Annotated in this window: 9 protein-coding genes; 3 read left to right on the top strand and 6 right to left on the bottom strand. The window is 59.4% G+C overall.

All coding sequences use genetic code 11. The annotated features are described in order from the left end of the window. Window position 1: 1 nt before the first annotated feature. Window positions 2-1,510 (top strand): glucosyltransferase domain-containing protein, encoded by a 1,509-nt coding sequence (locus AC07V0_RS28490; RefSeq protein WP_495020122.1) that lies wholly within the window; start codon window positions 2-4, stop codon window positions 1,508-1,510. Further along, a complete protein-coding gene (locus tag AC07V0_RS28495; protein WP_495020123.1) occupies window positions 1,500-3,095 on the top strand; it encodes a glycosyltransferase family 39 protein in 1,596 nt (531 codons plus the stop codon). Before AC07V0_RS28490 ends, AC07V0_RS28495 begins: the two co-directional genes overlap by 11 nt. On the opposite strand, the gene AC07V0_RS28500 is transcribed toward AC07V0_RS28495, so the two are convergent. From AC07V0_RS28500 to AC07V0_RS28525, 6 genes are all read right to left on the bottom strand, one after another. Beyond that, entirely contained in the window at window positions 3,073-4,692 is a 1,620-nt protein-coding gene (locus AC07V0_RS28500; RefSeq protein ID WP_018926637.1) for an FMN-binding glutamate synthase family protein, read from the bottom strand. The two genes, AC07V0_RS28495 and AC07V0_RS28500, sit on opposite strands and share 23 nt — an antisense overlap. A gap of 279 nt (window positions 4,693-4,971) precedes the next feature. Further along, entirely contained in the window at window positions 4,972-6,378 is a 1,407-nt protein-coding gene (locus AC07V0_RS28505) for an ATP-binding protein (protein WP_086946077.1), read from the bottom strand. After that, window positions 6,375-8,186 carry a DAHL domain-containing sensor histidine kinase gene (locus AC07V0_RS28510; protein WP_086946078.1) on the bottom strand — a complete coding sequence of 604 codons (1,812 nt, stop codon included), beginning with the start codon at window positions 8,184-8,186 and terminating at the stop codon, window positions 6,375-6,377. The genes AC07V0_RS28505 and AC07V0_RS28510 overlap by 4 nt, the downstream gene beginning before the upstream one ends. Continuing rightward, window positions 8,183-9,142, bottom strand: coding sequence for a cytochrome-c peroxidase (locus AC07V0_RS28515; RefSeq protein WP_018926634.1), 960 nt, complete (start codon window positions 9,140-9,142; stop codon window positions 8,183-8,185). Before AC07V0_RS28515 ends, AC07V0_RS28510 begins: the two co-directional genes overlap by 4 nt. Before the next feature lie 44 nt (window positions 9,143-9,186). Next, window positions 9,187-11,049, bottom strand: coding sequence for a putative bifunctional diguanylate cyclase/phosphodiesterase (locus tag AC07V0_RS28520; RefSeq protein WP_064616301.1), 1,863 nt, complete (start codon window positions 11,047-11,049; stop codon window positions 9,187-9,189). Then, on the bottom strand, window positions 11,046-13,352 hold the full coding sequence (locus AC07V0_RS28525) for a GGDEF/EAL domain-containing response regulator (protein ID WP_018926632.1): 2,307 nt from the start codon (window positions 13,350-13,352) through the stop codon (window positions 11,046-11,048). Before AC07V0_RS28525 ends, AC07V0_RS28520 begins: the two co-directional genes overlap by 4 nt. 257 nt (window positions 13,353-13,609) lie before the next feature. Between AC07V0_RS28525 and nosR the strand changes: the two genes are divergently transcribed. Next, entirely contained in the window at window positions 13,610-14,962 is a 1,353-nt protein-coding gene (nosR, locus tag AC07V0_RS28530; protein WP_019581571.1) for a response regulator c-di-GMP phosphodiesterase, NosR family, read from the top strand. Window positions 14,963-15,046: the final 84 nt, after the last annotated feature.

The raw sequence follows: 15,046 nt of genomic DNA on the forward strand, positions 1-15,046 counted from the left end.
CATGGGCAGACTGAGCGATTTTTTCAGCGGCGAAATCGGCCGTCGTCGGGTCTGGCTGTTTTTTCAACTCGCGACGCTGATCTATGTCATTCCGCTGATCCTCGCCGACTATCCCTACATCGATGACAACTGGCGTTCGCTGTCCGCCGGCACGGACTGGGTGGGGCAGGGGCGGTTATTCACCGAGCTGTTTTACAACGCGCTGACCTTCAGCGATGCCGCACCGAACATCTTTCCATTGCCGCTGTTGATCGCCTCCCTGGCCATGACTTTTGCGTTGACCAGCCTGACGTTTCATTACTACCCGCAGCCGACGCTATCCTGCTGCATGGTGGTGTTGCCGCTTTGGTACAACCCGTTCTTCCTGCAGAACCTGTCGTATCAATACGACGGACCGGCCAATGCCTTGAGCCTGGTGGCGGTGATCTATGCGATCACGTTTCGTCATCCTTCGCGCATCCTGCAATGGCTGGTGCCGTCCTTCCTGATTGCCCTGGGGCTGGGGCTCTATCAGGTGAGTATTAATGTATTTCTGGGCCTGTGTTGCCTCGAACTGCTCAGGGGCGCGAACGATAAATGGGCCTGGCCGCAATGGTGCGAGTTGATCGGCTGGAAACTCGCCCAGGTGTTGCTCGGCGGCTTGATCTACAGCGTCACCGCTTATCCATACATGGATCAGACCCGTGTTTTGTTCCTGAACTGGGCGGCAGCACCCTGGCTGCAACTGGAAATCAACATCGGCCGCGTGCTGGAAAAAGTCGTGCTGCTGTTTCACGGTGGATTCACCTGGGTGTTCGCCGTGCTGCTGTTGTGCGCCATCGCGGGCAGCGTGCAGCTGGCCCGGAGCGTGGTGGCACGCCAGGACACGGCGTTGAGAAAAGTGCTGATGGGCCTGGCGTGTGTGCTGACTGTGCCGACCGTGATTTTTCTAGTGTCGGGGGCTGTGTTGTTTTTCCGGGATTTCAATGAAGGCGCCAGAACCTTGATGGGGTTCGCAGTGCTGTTGGTGCTGCTGTTCTATTTGAGCCATCTGGCGCTGGCACATATTCATGAGCGGCTGACGCTGCTGTTGGTGGTTCCGCTGCTGGCCATGCTTTCGCTGTCCTACGCCTATGGTCGCGTACTGTCGGTGCAGAACACCTTCGCTTCCAGCGCGTTGTTTTCCCTGGGGCATGACATTGCATCCCATCGGCAACTGCGCGAGGCCAAGCGCATATACATGTCGGTGAGTTATTCCGATCACTGGCTGGTGGAGTCTGCAGGCTCGTTCAAGCAGATGCCGGTTTTGCATTATCTGCTGAACATCAACTTCTACATGCTGGCGGAAAACCTGCCGAAAGCGGGCATCACCAACGTGGTCGCGGAGCGGGAGCGACGCAACGCGACGTTGATGGGGTATCAGGGTTATCCACCGCTGGTGGATAACAAGTTCTACAACCTCTATCTGTTGGGTGACTACGGTTTCATCGTGATGAAAGAGCCGACGCCGATCGCCACGCTTGCGTGGTGAAACGGTGAGCGCTCCCGCGATCTATCTCAAACGCTTGCCATCCGGGGTTGCCGACGGTGCGGGTTTGCTGGGGGTGCTGGCGATCGCATTGTTGGCGAGATTTCACGCCATCACCGTGCCGGTCATCTGGTACGACGAGGCTTACAGCATACTGCTGGCCGAGGGCTCGCCTGCGTACATCTGGGCCACGACGGCTCGGGATGTTCATCCGCCGCTTTACTATGTCTTGCTGCATTACTGGATGGTGCTGTTCGGTCATGGTGTGTTGTCTGCGCGGTCCCTGAGCGCACTGGCTGATGTCGGCACGCTGTTGCTGGGCATTAAATTGATGAGCCTGTTGGCGACGCGAAGGGCGATCTGGATAGCCGCAGTGTTGTTGGCGTTGCTGCCGATATCGGTGCGCTACAGCCAGGAAGTGCGAATGTATACCTTGCTGGGGTTTTGGCTGATGGGGGCGACTGTGGCGCTGGTGTGCTGGGTCAAGGCGCCGGATCAAAAGCGTTACCCGGCCGTTTACGTGCTGCTGATGACGGCGGCTTTTTACACGCACTACTTCGCCGCATTGTGCGTGTTGGTGCATTGGCTTTTTTGGTGGCGAGTGCGCAAGGTCCAGGACACGGTCCCCGTACGTGCGTGGATACTGGTAAACAGTGCAATCGTCGTGTTGTACCTGCCGTGGGCACCGCCTCTCGTCAGTCAATTGCTGCGAATGGACGGGCTCGAATGGATACCGCCGCTGACCTGGCCGACGGTGCTGACCTTCGTTTGGCAACTGGTGGTGATGGAGGGTTCGACCAGTGACTTATGGCGCGCGACACCCTTGGTTTTGATCATGGTTTGCGCCGCTGCCGTACTGTTCAAGGCACGCAACGAGCGACCCTTCAGTGTTTTGCTGGTGGGCTATTTTTTTGTGCCGGCGCTGACCGTGTTTCTGGTGTCGCTGATCGTGCCGGTTTTCAATGCCAGGTACCTGGTATTCGCCGCCGCTGCGTTGCCCCTTATCGTTGCGCTCGCACTGGACACATGGAGCCAACGCCACGCTGTCCTTGCTGCTGTCGCCATGATTTTTATTGTCTTGGTGGAAGTGCACGGGCTGTCGGCGATTTACGCACAAACGGATGAGATGAACGGCACCAGCATTCGCAGAGACGCGAAACTGGACGCCGTGGTCGCAGGTCTTGGTCGCGAGGTGCGTCCGGGTGACGAGATCATTGTGGATAACCTGTATTGGTACTTGCCGTTCACCTACTACAACGCCACCGGCATTCAACCAAGGCTATACGTCGTCAAATCGCCGACCGGCACCCTGTGGGGAACCGCCGAATACGGTGGTTGGGCACTCATTCCCCGCCACCTGCTCTGGATTCTCTTCAATGACTTTTCGACCCTGAAACTGAACGCCAAGAGGGTCTGGTGGGTAACGGGTTATGTGCGCCCTGAACATGACGCCTTGTTTCCCGAACACTGGAAACAGGTGCTGACGTTGAAAGAGGGAGATAGTGAGGCTCGTTTGTTCATTCTGGAGGGAGCGCCAACCGTTGAGGTCGGCGCGCAAAAACACCCTATGCGGCAGCCGTTTCGTTAGGCTCAAAACTGTCCGCCCGTGCCATCTGCCACATCCGCGAATAAAACTCGCCGTTCACTTCGCCAGTGAGCAATTCCCCCGGTTTCAAGAACACATGCAGCTGCGAGAACAGCTTGATCTCGGTCGCCGACATGCGTCGCACCAGATGCTTGGCCGACAGCTGTGAAGGATGGTCGAGGCCTGCGGCGGCGAGCATTTCGGCCAGGGCCTTCAGCGTATTGCGATGGAAGTTGTACACGCGCTGGGCCTTGTCCGGAACGACCAGCGCGCGCTGGCGCAGGGTGTCCTGGGTGGCGACGCCGGTCGGGCATTTGTTGGTGTGGCAGCTTTGTGACTGGATGCAGCCGATGGCGAACATGAAGCCGCGCGCCGAGTTGGCCCAGTCGGCACCGATGGCCAGGACGCTGGCGATGTCGAAGGCACTGACGATTTTGCCGCTGGCGCCGAGTTTGATCTTGTCCCGCAGGTTCAGGCCCACCAGGGTGTTGTGCACGAACAACAGGCCTTCACGCATCGGTACGCCGATGTGGTCGGTGAATTCCACGGGCGCGGCGCCGGTGCCACCTTCCTTGCCGTCGACCACGATGAAGTCCGGGAGGATGCCGGTTTCCAGCATGGCCTTGGCGATGCCCATGAATTCCCACGGGTGGCCCAGGCAGAACTTGAAGCCCACCGGTTTGCCGCCGGACAGTTCACGCAGTTGCGCGATGAAGTGCATCATTTCGATCGGCGTGGAAAACGCGCTGTGGCGCGACGGCGAAATGCAGTCTTCGCCCATCGGGATGCCACGGGTTTCGGCGATTTCCTGGGTGACTTTGTGCTTGGGCAGAATCCCGCCGTGGCCGGGTTTGGCGCCTTGGCTCATTTTGATTTCGATCATCCGCACTTGCGGGTTCTGTGCCTGGGCGGCGAAGCGTTCCGGGTCGAAGCGGCCATCGGCGGTGCGGCAGCCGAAGTAGCCGCTGCCCAGTTCCCAGGTCAGGTCGCCGCCGTTTTCCCGGTGATAGGGGCTGATGCTGCCTTCGCCGGTGTCATGGGCGAAGTTGCCGAGTTTGGCGCCCTGGTTCAACGCGCGAATGGCGTTGGCGCTGAGGGAACCGAAGCTCATGGCCGAGATGTTGAACACCGATGCCGAGTACGGTTGGGTGCACTGCGGACCGCCGACCATCACCCGGAAACTGCTCGGGTCGCTCAACGGCGCCGGGCGCATCGAGTGGCCGATGAATTCGAAACCCGACTGATACACGTCGATCAGCGTGCCGAAAGGTTTGTCGGCGCTCTCGTTCTTGGCCCGCGAATACACCAGCGAACGCTGGGCCCGGGAGAAGGGCAGGGCATCGCTGTCGGATTCGAGCAGGTACTGGCGGATTTCCGGGCGAATGCCCTCCACCAGATAACGGATATTGCCCAGGATCGGGTAGTTGCGGCGCACCGCATGAGGGCTTTGCAGCAGGTCGAACAGGCCCACCAGGCTGAGGACGCCGGTGACGGCGGCGATCGGCCAGAGCCAGTCGTATGCCAGGAAGGGCAGGCTGGCGAGGGTGAATATCACACAGACGGCAAAGAAGGCGTAGCGGCTCAGGAGTGACAGGCTCATACGGTTTCCTTGGGTTCGGACTCGGTCATATAGGACCGTGGTATACAGGCTTTTGTGGCGAGGGAGCTTGCTCCCGCTCGGCTGCGCAGCAGTCGCAAAACCTGCTGACGGGATTTGTCTGACTGAACGCATTGCCTGTTTTGGGATCGCTTCGCGATCCAGCGGAGCAAGCTCCCTCGTCACAGAGATTTCCTGTGTTAGCACAGAGCGTCAGGCATTCTGCGCCTGGAGAATAAACGAAAACAGCCTGGATTGAGATTTGATCCCTTGCTCGGCTGGTCAGACAGCCGCTTTCGATTGGCGCACCGGCAGCTCGACCCGAAACGTGGTACCCACGCCGACTTCGCTGCGTACCGAAATGTCGCCCCGGTGTTTTTTCACGATGCCATAGGACAGGGACAACCCGAGCCCTGTCCCCTGGCCCACCGGTTTGGTGGTGTAGAACGGGTCGAATATCTTCTGCAGGCATTCCGGTTCGATGCCTGATCCGGTGTCCGCGACTTCGATCGACACCGTTTCACCTTCAAGCCCGGTACGCAGGGTGATGGTGCCCCGTTTCGGCCCCATGGCCTGAGACGCGTTGACGATCAGGTTCATGATCACCTGATTGATCTGCGACGGCAGGCATTCGATGTCAGGCAGCGTTTGATACTCCTTCACCACATCGGCCTTGTACTTGAGTTCATTTGCGACGATGTTCAGCGTCGACTCGATGCCCTGTTGCAGGTTGGTCCACTGCCATTCCTGATTGGAGTCGACGCGGGAGAAGTCCTTCAAGTCTTTGACGATCTGCCCGACCCGATTGATGCCGTCCTTGGACTCCTTGATCAGCAGCGGAATGTCTTCGCGCAGAAACTCCAGCTCGACCTTTTCCCGGAGCTGGCCGAGACGTTCGAGGACCTCGCTTGAGGTAATGGCCGCCTCCGCCTCCCGATAGGCATCGAGCATGGTCTGCAGTTGCTTGAAATAGCCATCGAGGGTGCCGAGGTTGGAGGAAATGAAGCCGATGGGATTATTGATTTCATGGGCGACACCCGCCGCCAGTTGCCCCAGCGAGGCGAGTTTTTCCGACTGCACCAGTTGGCTTTCCAGCTGTTTGCGCTCGTCGATTTCCCGCTGCAATGCTTCGCTGGCCTGCTTGAACTGGGTCGTGCGCTGATCCACCAGATGCTCCAGATGACTCATCTGGATAGACGCCCGTTCGGTCATGTCCCATTTGGTGAGCAGGGTGTTGGCCATCTGCTGGACTTCGATATTGTCGAACGGTTTTTTCAGAATCAGCAGGCGGTCGTGGGCGTGCAGGCGCTCCAGCAGTTCATCCCACGAATAGTCGGAATAGGCGGTACACACCACCACTTGCAGGCTCGGGTCTTCCTGCCACAGGTGTTCGATGGTCTGTGCACCGTCCCAGCCCTCGGGCATGCGCATGTCGACGAAGGCCAGGGCGTAGGGGCGGTTTTCCTGTAAGGCCTGGACGAGTTTGCCCAGGCCCTCCTGACCGCCGTACGCCGAATCCAGTTCGAACAGCGGTTGGGTGGATTTCACTTCGCTGCCGAACAGCGCGGCCTCCATTTCGTCCAGTTCTGCATGTTTGGCCGAGGTTGGGGTGAGGATTTTGCGAAAGTCATCATGGATGGACGGGGTGTCGTCGATCAGCAGAATGCGGCGGTTCGATAGGTCGCTCATGCTTCCTCCATGACGGGGTTCAACGGGATCTGCAGGGTGAACAGGGCGCCCTTGCCCGGTCCGTCGCTGTGGGCGGTGAGATGGCCGTTCATTTCGATCGCGGCCAGCGCACAGCTGTGCAGGCCGAAGCCGTGGCCTTCCTTGCGGGTGGTGAAACCGTGGGCAAAGATCCGCGTCATGTTTTCCGGCGCAATGCCTTCGCCGTCATCCTTGACGCTGATTTGCAGGATCGTGTCCTCGACGACTTTTACCCCAAGGGTGATCTGTCGGGCTCGGTTGCTGAGGTCGGACATGGCGTATTTGGCGTTGCTGATCAGGTTGATCAGGATCAGCAACAAGCGGTGCTTGTCGCCCATCACTTGCGGTACGTCGCCGTACTCCTTGACCACCGTGACGTGATGCCGGGTCAAGGCGCCTGCGTTCATGCGCAGGGCGTCCTCGAGCAATTCGCTGATGTACAGCGGTTCCACCAGGTTGTTGGCCCCCGCGTAGGACTGCTGGGTGGCGACGATGTCTTTGATGTGATCGACGCTTTTGCTCAACTGCGCGAGTTCCTCGGTCATGCCTTGCTGTTCGAGGGCAATCGCCTCCACCAGTTGATTCAAATAGCCTGGCAGTAGTTTTCCTTTTTCGTTCTGGGTCAGAAAAGTGCCGAGGTCGCTTTGATGCTCGTTGATCAGCTGCATCGCCTTGCCCAGCCCCTGGGCCTTGCTGCTACGCAGCCGGCGGCTGACCAGATCGGCCGAGATGTTCACGCTGTTGAGCACGTTGCCGACGTTGTGCAGCACGTTGGTGGCGATTTCGGCCATGCCGGCCTGACGCGCGGTGTCGAGCAATTCGCTCTGGGTATCCTTGAGTTCGCGGGTGCGCTCTTCGACCCGTTGTTCGAGGACTTCGTTGGCGGTTTGCAGTTCCTTGTTGACCCGCTGAGTCTCCCCGAAGCTGCGCATCAGGCGAATCGCCAGGTACACCAGCACCAGCACCAGCAGCGTCGAAAACACCAACATGTAGAAGTGGTAGCGCTGGTCGATGGCATCGGATTGCTGCTGGTCCTTGTTCAGCAGGCCGGTAATGTCGTCCAGTCGTTCGGCCACGGGAATGGCCTCGATGTTTTCCAGTAACCGATTGACCACCGGTTGCTCACGCAGGATCAGGGTGACGTGGTTACTCAAAATATCGATCGGGCTGTGAAACTGCTCCGGCAATCGTTGCTTGTTAACCCCCAGTTTGTTCATCCCCAGCAGAATATCCGCCGCTTTATCGTCGGAGGTGACCTGGGCGAATTCCAGGCTGCTGAGCAGCAAGTCGTAAGTGTCGGTGGCGATGTTCTGCAGTTGCAGCTTGTCTTCATCGGGCAGTTGGGCAAGCGGTTGCTGGATGTCGTCTTCGGCCGTGGGCAGGAACGCCAGTGAGTTGCGCAGCACCGCGTTGTGGGATTTGAATTGCTCCACCAGCCGGGTTTTTTCCTGGATGGCGGCAAGGTATGCCTCATGACTGGCACGCCAGGTCGGCGTGTCGTTGCGGCCGTGATTGGACTCCATGCTCTCGAACCGCTGCCACAGGCGCGTCATCTCGCTCAGCGGTGTCACCAGTGGATCGTAGTTGTGACTGATGGCGATCCTGGCCTTGAGAATCTCGGTTTCCCATTGCGCGTTCAACTGTTTGATCCGACCGATCAAGTCCCGGGATTCGGCGTAGGTCGACGTCTCGTTCGAGCTGGACTTGAGGTACAGGAACAACAGCGTCGAGGCCAGCAGTACGGCCACGGCTGCGAGCAGTGCCAGGTTGCGACGGGGGAAAGTTTTCATAAAGGTTTGCCTCCCCATTCACCGGTCAGGGTCTTGAGGAATTTGATGATCAGGTCCTTGTCCTTGTCGGAGGGCACACGACCGAGCTGGAACTTGAACATCACGTCTACCGCTTCTTCGAGGGTTTTAGCCGAGCCGTCGTGAAAGTACGGCGCGGTCACGGCGACATTGCGCAGGCTCGGCACCTTGAACACGTTGCGGTCCTCTTCGGCCTTGGTGACCAGATAGCGGCCCAGATCGGCTTCGGTGGGGTTGCCACGAGCCTGAAAGTAATCACCCATGACCCCGAATTTCTGGAACATGTTGCCGCCGATGTTCACCCCCTGATGGCAGGCAATGCAGCCGTAGTCTTTGAAACGTTGGTAACCGTATTTCTCGTCAGTCGTGAGGATCTCGGTATTGCCCGACAGGTATTGGTCGAAGCGCGAGTTGGCACTGATCAGCGTGCGCTCGTAGGTGGCCAGGGCACTTTGCACATTGTTCATGGTGACGCCGTCCGGGTAGGCCTTGGTGAAAGCGTTTTTGTAATCCGGGTCGGCGGAGAGCATCTGGACCACTTGTTCCCAATGACTGCCCATTTCACTGGGGCTCTGCACCACTTCGTGGGCTTGGGTTTCCAGAGAATCGGCGCGGCCATTCCAGAATTGCCGGAAGTTCAGGCTCGCGTTGAACACGCTCGGGGTATTGATCGTCAAGGGATCGCCCTTGAAGCCAGTGGACAATGCCTTGTCGTCGGCGCCGCCGATTTCCAGACGATGGCAACTGGCGCAGGACAGGCTGTTGTTGACCGACAGCCGTGGTTCGTTGAACAACCGGCGACCGAGTTCGACTTGCAAGGGATTCTGCTCGGGCACTGCGGGCAAGGGTTTGAGCGGTTCGTCCAGCGGTGCGCCACTGGCTATCAGACAACAACCGAGTAGAGGCGCAAGGAGCAAGTAGCAGAAGGAACGTGACATCTTGTGATTCCTTGGCTCAGGGCCTGTGTGTCGTTGCACATCGTTCAGGAGAGGGGCTTTACGGAGGTCAGGTATTGCACGAAGGCGTCCGGCTCCACGGCTTTGCTGAAGTAGTAACCCTGGCCTTCCTCGCAATGGAGCGCCTTGAGAAAATTCAGTTGTTCGAGGGTTTCCACCCCTTCGGCAATGACCGTCAGATTGAGGCTTTTGCCCAGGCTGATGATGGCGCCGACCAGAGCCGCGTCGTTGCTGTCACGGCCCAGGCCACGAATGAACGATTGATCGATTTTCAGTACATCGATGGGAAACCGTTGCAAGTAACTCAGGCTGGAATAGCCGGTGCCGAAGTCATCGATGGCCAGCCGTACCCCCAATGCCTTGAGCCGACTCAGCGCGACCATCGTGGCATCGACGTTCTGCATCAATACGCCTTCGGTAATTTCCAGCTCCAGCAAGGCCGGGTCCATGCCTGTGTTCTGGAGTATCTGTTCGATGCCGTCGACAAAATCCCGCTGGCGGAAATCGATGGCCGACACGTTCACCGACATGCACAGATTCGGCAGGCCTTTTGCCTGCCAGGTACGGGCTTGCCGACAGGCCTGGGCCAGCACCCATTTGCTTAACGGCACGATCAAGCCGCTGTCTTCGGCCACTGCAATGAAGTCTGTCGGGTAGATCCAGCCGTGCCCCGGTTTTTGCCAGCGGATCAACGCCTCGGCGCCGACCACCTTGCCGCTGCCCAGGTCGAGTTTCGGTTGGTAGTGCAGGACAAACTCGTTCCGCTCCAGTGCCAGGCGAATCCCCGACTCGATGGTCTGCTGTTCCCGCGCGCGCTGGTTCATCTCATCGATGAAAAAGCTGAAATCGTTGGGGCCGCTTTCCTTGACGTTGCGCATCGCGGTTTCGGCTTTCTTGATCAGTGCGATGGCATCGAAACCGTCATCGGGATAGATGCTGATGCCCAGGCTGGCCGTCACGCTCAAGTCGTGCCCGGCGACGTGCTGGGGCGCACGTATGGCGTTCAACAGTTTTTCGGCGATGCCCTTGGTCTGTTGGGGGTGGTGGATGTCGGCCAGGATCACCACAAATTCGTCGGAGCCGTAGCGAAACACCGAGTCGGAGGCGCGCACGCAGGCCACCAGGCTTTGCCCGACACGCTTGAGCATCTCGTCACCGGTCGGGTGGCCCAACGCATTGTTGATCCGCTTGAAGCGGTCGAGCCCCAGAAACATTACCGCCAGTTGTTTGTCATGGCGTCTGGACAAGGCCAGGGACTGGTTCAGCCGGTCACCCAGCAAGGTGCTGTTGGGCAGCTCGGTCAACACGTCGTACTGCAACAGATGAGACACCTTGAGCAGTTCATGGACCCGGGCTTCGATGGTTTGCTCAAGGCTCAGTACTTTCATCGCCGCGTCCTGCGCCATCTGCCACTTCCAGGTCAGGGCGCTGGCCATCTGGCGGATTTCCAGGCTGTCGAAAGGTTTTTTCAACACCAGCAATTGATCGCCGAACTCCAGCCGTTCGGCCATGGCTTCCCAGGTGTAATCGGAGAACGCCGTGCACAGCGCGATTTGCAGGTTAGGGTCGACCTTCCAGAGCCGCTCGATGGTTTCCAGACCATCCCAGCCAGGCGGCATGCGCATGTCGGTGAACGCCATGGCGTAAGGGCGACCTTCTGCCTGGGCCCGCTTGACCAGTTTGAGTGCTTCCTGGCCCTGATAGGCGGAGTCGAGCTGGAAGACCAGCCGAGTCGTTTGCGGGGTGTCGAACAGCGCGGCTTCAGTGCCGGCGAGGGTGAGTTCATCGTCGGTATCGGCGCCCAGAATCTTGCGGAAGTCCTCATGGATCGAGGGCGTGTCATCGATGATCAGAATGCGCCGGTTGGCCTGGATGAACGGAGTTTTCATTCCTTGTCCTCCGTGGCACGTTGCGAATCACCCGGCATTGCTCCGGGATTGTGATTCGCGCACACGATGCTCCCGGCTTTCAACAGTTCGGCGGCCTGCTGGCTGCTGACCGCTTTGCTGAAGTAGTAGCCCTGGGCATTCATCGGTGAACCGGTGGCCATCAGCGAAGTACGTTGCTCCTGGGTTTCGACACCTTCGGCGATGATGCCGATCCCGACGTCGCGGGCGAAATTGATAATGGCCCGCAAGGTGGTGGCGCTGGCCGCGTCGTGGGCGGCGGTGTCGATGAACGCCTGAGCGAGTTTCAGGTGATTGACCTGGTAAGTCTTGAGGTAGTCGAACGAAGAGTATTCGGTGCCGAAGTCATCGATGGCGATCTTCACCCCCAGCTCACGCAGGCGTGGCAGGATATCGTTGTGCGTCCACTTGGTCTGGGCCAGGGTCGCTTCGGTGACGTCGAAACGCAGGTCCCACGGGCACAGATCCCAGCGGGCAGTGGTGCGCAACACGTCATAGATCAGCTCGGGACCACTCTTGAGCTGGGCCAGGGACAGTTTTATCGCCACCACCGGTGGTGCCATGCCTTCATCGCGCCACTGGTGCATTTGCCGACAGGCGCGCTCCAGCACCCAGTGACCGAGGGCGATGATGATGCCGGTCTTTTCCGCCGCGGGCAGGAATGCCGGGGCTTCCAGTAAACCGCGTATGGGGTGATTCCAGCTGACCTGCGCTTCCATGCCGAGGATCTTGCCACTGCTCAGGTCTACTTCCGGCCAGTAACGCAGTTCGAGCTCGTCGCGTTCGATGGCGGTTTTCAAGTCGTTGGCGATGGTCATGCGCTCGACCACTTCCTGATTGATTTCCTCGGAATGGAAGTGGTACTGGTTGCGGCCCTTTTCCTTGGAGCGATACAGCGCCATGTCGGCCTGGGTCAACAGGCTGTCGGCGCTGAGGCTGACCTGGGCGTAGCTGCTAATGCCGATACTGACCGAGACCCGCACGTCGTTGCCGGCCAGGGAGTAGGGCAGCACCAGTGCATCGCGGACCTTGGCGGCCAGGGCTGCTGACTGGGTCGGATCGCCGACGTCCAGTTGCAGAATCGCGAACTCGTCGCCCCCCAGACGGGCGACCACGTCGTTTTCCCGCACGCAGGTTTTGATCCGTCGGGCGACCTCCTGCAGCAACAGGTCACCCACCGGGTGGCCCAGGGTGTCGTTGATGCGTTTGAAGTGATCCAGGTCCAGGTAAAACATGGCGAACGGGGTGGCCCCGCGCCGGGCGGCGGCGAACGCCTGATGCAGGCGCTCGATCAGCGTCGCGCGGTTGGCCAGCCCGGTCAGCCCGTCGGTGCGGGCCAGCAGGGCGATCTTTTCCTCGGCCAGTTTGCGTTCGGTGATGTCGATGATGATGCCTTCGACTTCCAGCAAGCGGCCTTCATCGTCGCGCACCGGGATGTAGCGGTTTTCGACCCAGCGCCAGTCACCGTCGCCGGTGCGCATCCGGAATTCGATGGAAGCACCGGCTGCATGGCGGTCCAGCACCCGCGCCATGGCGGTGTCGACTTTCTCTTGATCGTCGGGATGGATCAGCTCCTGAGCCCAGTTGGAAGAAGCCACCAGGGCCGCCGCGATGTGGCCGTATTTGGTGATGTTGTGGGAGATATACATCAACGGAAACGACGGTTCGCCCCGCAGCCGATACAGAATGGTCGGGCTGTTCTGCACAATGATGTTGGCGTCGGACAGCTCCCGGGTGCGCTCCTCGACCGCTTGCTCCAGCAGGGACATCTTCAGTGCCGCGTCTTCGGTCATTTGCCACTTGGCGGTCAATGCGCTGGCCATCTGGCGGATTTCGATGGCATCGAACGGTTTTTTCAGGATCAGCAGGCGATCGCCCAGATCCAGGCGCTCGTCGATGTCTTCCCAGGAATAGTCGGAATACGCGGTGCAGAGCGCCACTTGCAGCTTGGGATCGACCTGCCACAGGCGTTCGATGGTTTCCAGGCCGTCCCAGCCCGGCGGCATGCGCATGTCGATGAAGGCCATCGCGTAGGGCGAGTCATTCGCCAGCGCGGTCTCGACCTTGTCCAGCGCCTCACGGCCCTGAAACGCGGATTCGATGATAAAACCTTGCGAAGATACCGACACGGGGGTGCCGAACAGGGCGTTTTCAGCGCTGGCCAGACTGTCGTCTTCGATCGATGACGGGCTGAGAATCTTGGCGAAATCCTCGTGGATCGACGCGGTGTCGTCGACGATGAGAATCCGACGATTAGTCCGCGCAAGCAGCGTATTCACTGACATGCGCCTGTACCGACAGCAGTTTGGTGCGATGAGCTCATAGAGGGTATCCCTTCCCTGAGTGCAGGACGGAGCGGGCATCGTTTGGATCCGAGTGACCTGAGCATAGTCGTCCGGTCGGATATTCGCCCGGTTGACTGAAACGAATCATTTGCGGAGTCGGTCGGAAAATCATCTAGCCTGTAGCTCAGGCTCGGGAAAGTCAGAGGAAGTTTTTTCGCGCCTGACATAAAGAGGCTGGTTTCACTTGAGGTATCGCCATGGAAGAGCAGCTCCCCACGACTGTGACCGATAAACCCACGTTACTGCTGGTCGACGATGAGGAGTCGATTCTCAACAGCCTGCGCCGCCTGCTACGCAGCCAGCCCTATGAGGTGCTGCTGGCCACCAGCGGTGCCCAGGCCCTGGAAATCATGGAGCAGCGGTCGGTCGATCTGGTGATGAGTGACGCGCGAATGCCCAATATGGACGGCGCCACGCTGCTGGCCCACGTCCATCAGCGCTACCCCGACACCACCCGGATCATGTTGACCGGTTATGCCGACCCCTCGGCCATTATCAAAGCCATCAATGAAGGGCAGATCCATCGTTACATCAGCAAGCCCTGGCACGATGAGGAAATGCTGCTGACGCTGCGGCAATCGCTGGCCTATCAGTATTCCGAGCGTGAGCGGTTGCGTCTGGTGCAGGAGACCTGGGACCAGAACGAAAAACTGAAGCTGCTCAACACCACCCTGGAAAAACACGTCGCGGCCCGCACCAGCGAGCTGCAACAGACCGCTGACATGCTGGACCTGGCTTACGAAGAGCTCAAACGCAGCTATGTCACCGGCACGGAAGTGTTTTCGTTGCTGGCCAACCTGCGCCTGCCACCTGCCAAGCAGACCAACCGGCAGATCATCGAACTGGTGCGGGTGTACTGCAAACTCCATTACTTGGACGAAGCCACCAGTCGAGACCTGACCATGGCGGCGGCGCTCTACAACATCGGTAAATTGAGCTGGACCGACAGCATGATGAGCACGCCTTCGGATCTGCTGCATCACAATGACCGCGAGCGCTATCGGGGTTATCCGAAGCAGAGTGAGTCGCTGCTGATGACGCTCGACCCGATGAAAGATGCCGCGCGGCTGATCCTGCATCACCAGGAGCGTTGGGACGGCAGCGGTTTTCCCGATCGGCTCAAGGGCGAGGCCATTCCGCTCGGTTCACGGTTGCTGAAACTGGCGGTGGATTTCATCGAGTTGCAGCGTGGGCTGATCCTCGAACGGCAGATGAACAGCGATGAAGCCCTGGTGTATATCCGCCAGTACGCCGGTCGGCTCTATGACCCGGAACTGGTGGAGGATTTCATTAAGGTCTGTGCTGCTTACCTGAGCGATGTGACGCTGGCCGATCCGACGGTCAAGGTGCTGACCACCCGGGACTTGGCGGCGGGCATGATCCTGGCGCGCAACCTGAATGCCGACAACGGCATGCTGCTGCTCAATGCCGGCAAGGTGTTGAACGGGCCGCTGGTGGAGAAGCTGATCGCGTTCGAGGCGATGGAAGGTGCCAAGTACAGCATTTTTGTGAAAGTGCCGGAGGAAGTGGCGATTCTCGAGACGAGTTGAGTCTGTAGGAGCGGGGGGGGGGGGGGGGGGGGGGGGGGGGGGGGGGGGGGGGGGGGGGGGGGGGGGGGGGGGGGGGGGGGGGGG

Source organism: Pseudomonas sp. GW821-FHT01E10, from assembly GCF_059422365.1.

What these genes read in the sequence shown, in the direction of transcription:
- AC07V0_RS28490 (WP_495020122.1), top strand. Translation starts at nt 2, where the DNA reads ATGGGCAGACTGAGCGATTTTTTCAGCGGCGAAATCGGCCGTCGTCGG.
- AC07V0_RS28500 (WP_018926637.1), bottom strand. Translation starts at nt 4,692, where the DNA reads ATGAGCCTGTCACTCCTGAGCCGCTACGCCTTCTTTGCCGTCTGTGTG.
- AC07V0_RS28505 (WP_086946077.1), bottom strand. Translation starts at nt 6,378, where the DNA reads ATGAGCGACCTATCGAACCGCCGCATTCTGCTGATCGACGACACCCCG.
- AC07V0_RS28510 (WP_086946078.1), bottom strand. Translation starts at nt 8,186, where the DNA reads ATGAAAACTTTCCCCCGTCGCAACCTGGCACTGCTCGCAGCCGTGGCC.
- AC07V0_RS28515 (WP_018926634.1), bottom strand. Translation starts at nt 9,142, where the DNA reads ATGTCACGTTCCTTCTGCTACTTGCTCCTTGCGCCTCTACTCGGTTGT.
- AC07V0_RS28520 (WP_064616301.1), bottom strand. Translation starts at nt 11,049, where the DNA reads ATGAAAACTCCGTTCATCCAGGCCAACCGGCGCATTCTGATCATCGAT.
- AC07V0_RS28525 (WP_018926632.1), bottom strand. Translation starts at nt 13,352, where the DNA reads ATGTCAGTGAATACGCTGCTTGCGCGGACTAATCGTCGGATTCTCATC.
- nosR (WP_019581571.1), top strand. Translation starts at nt 13,610, where the DNA reads ATGGAAGAGCAGCTCCCCACGACTGTGACCGATAAACCCACGTTACTG.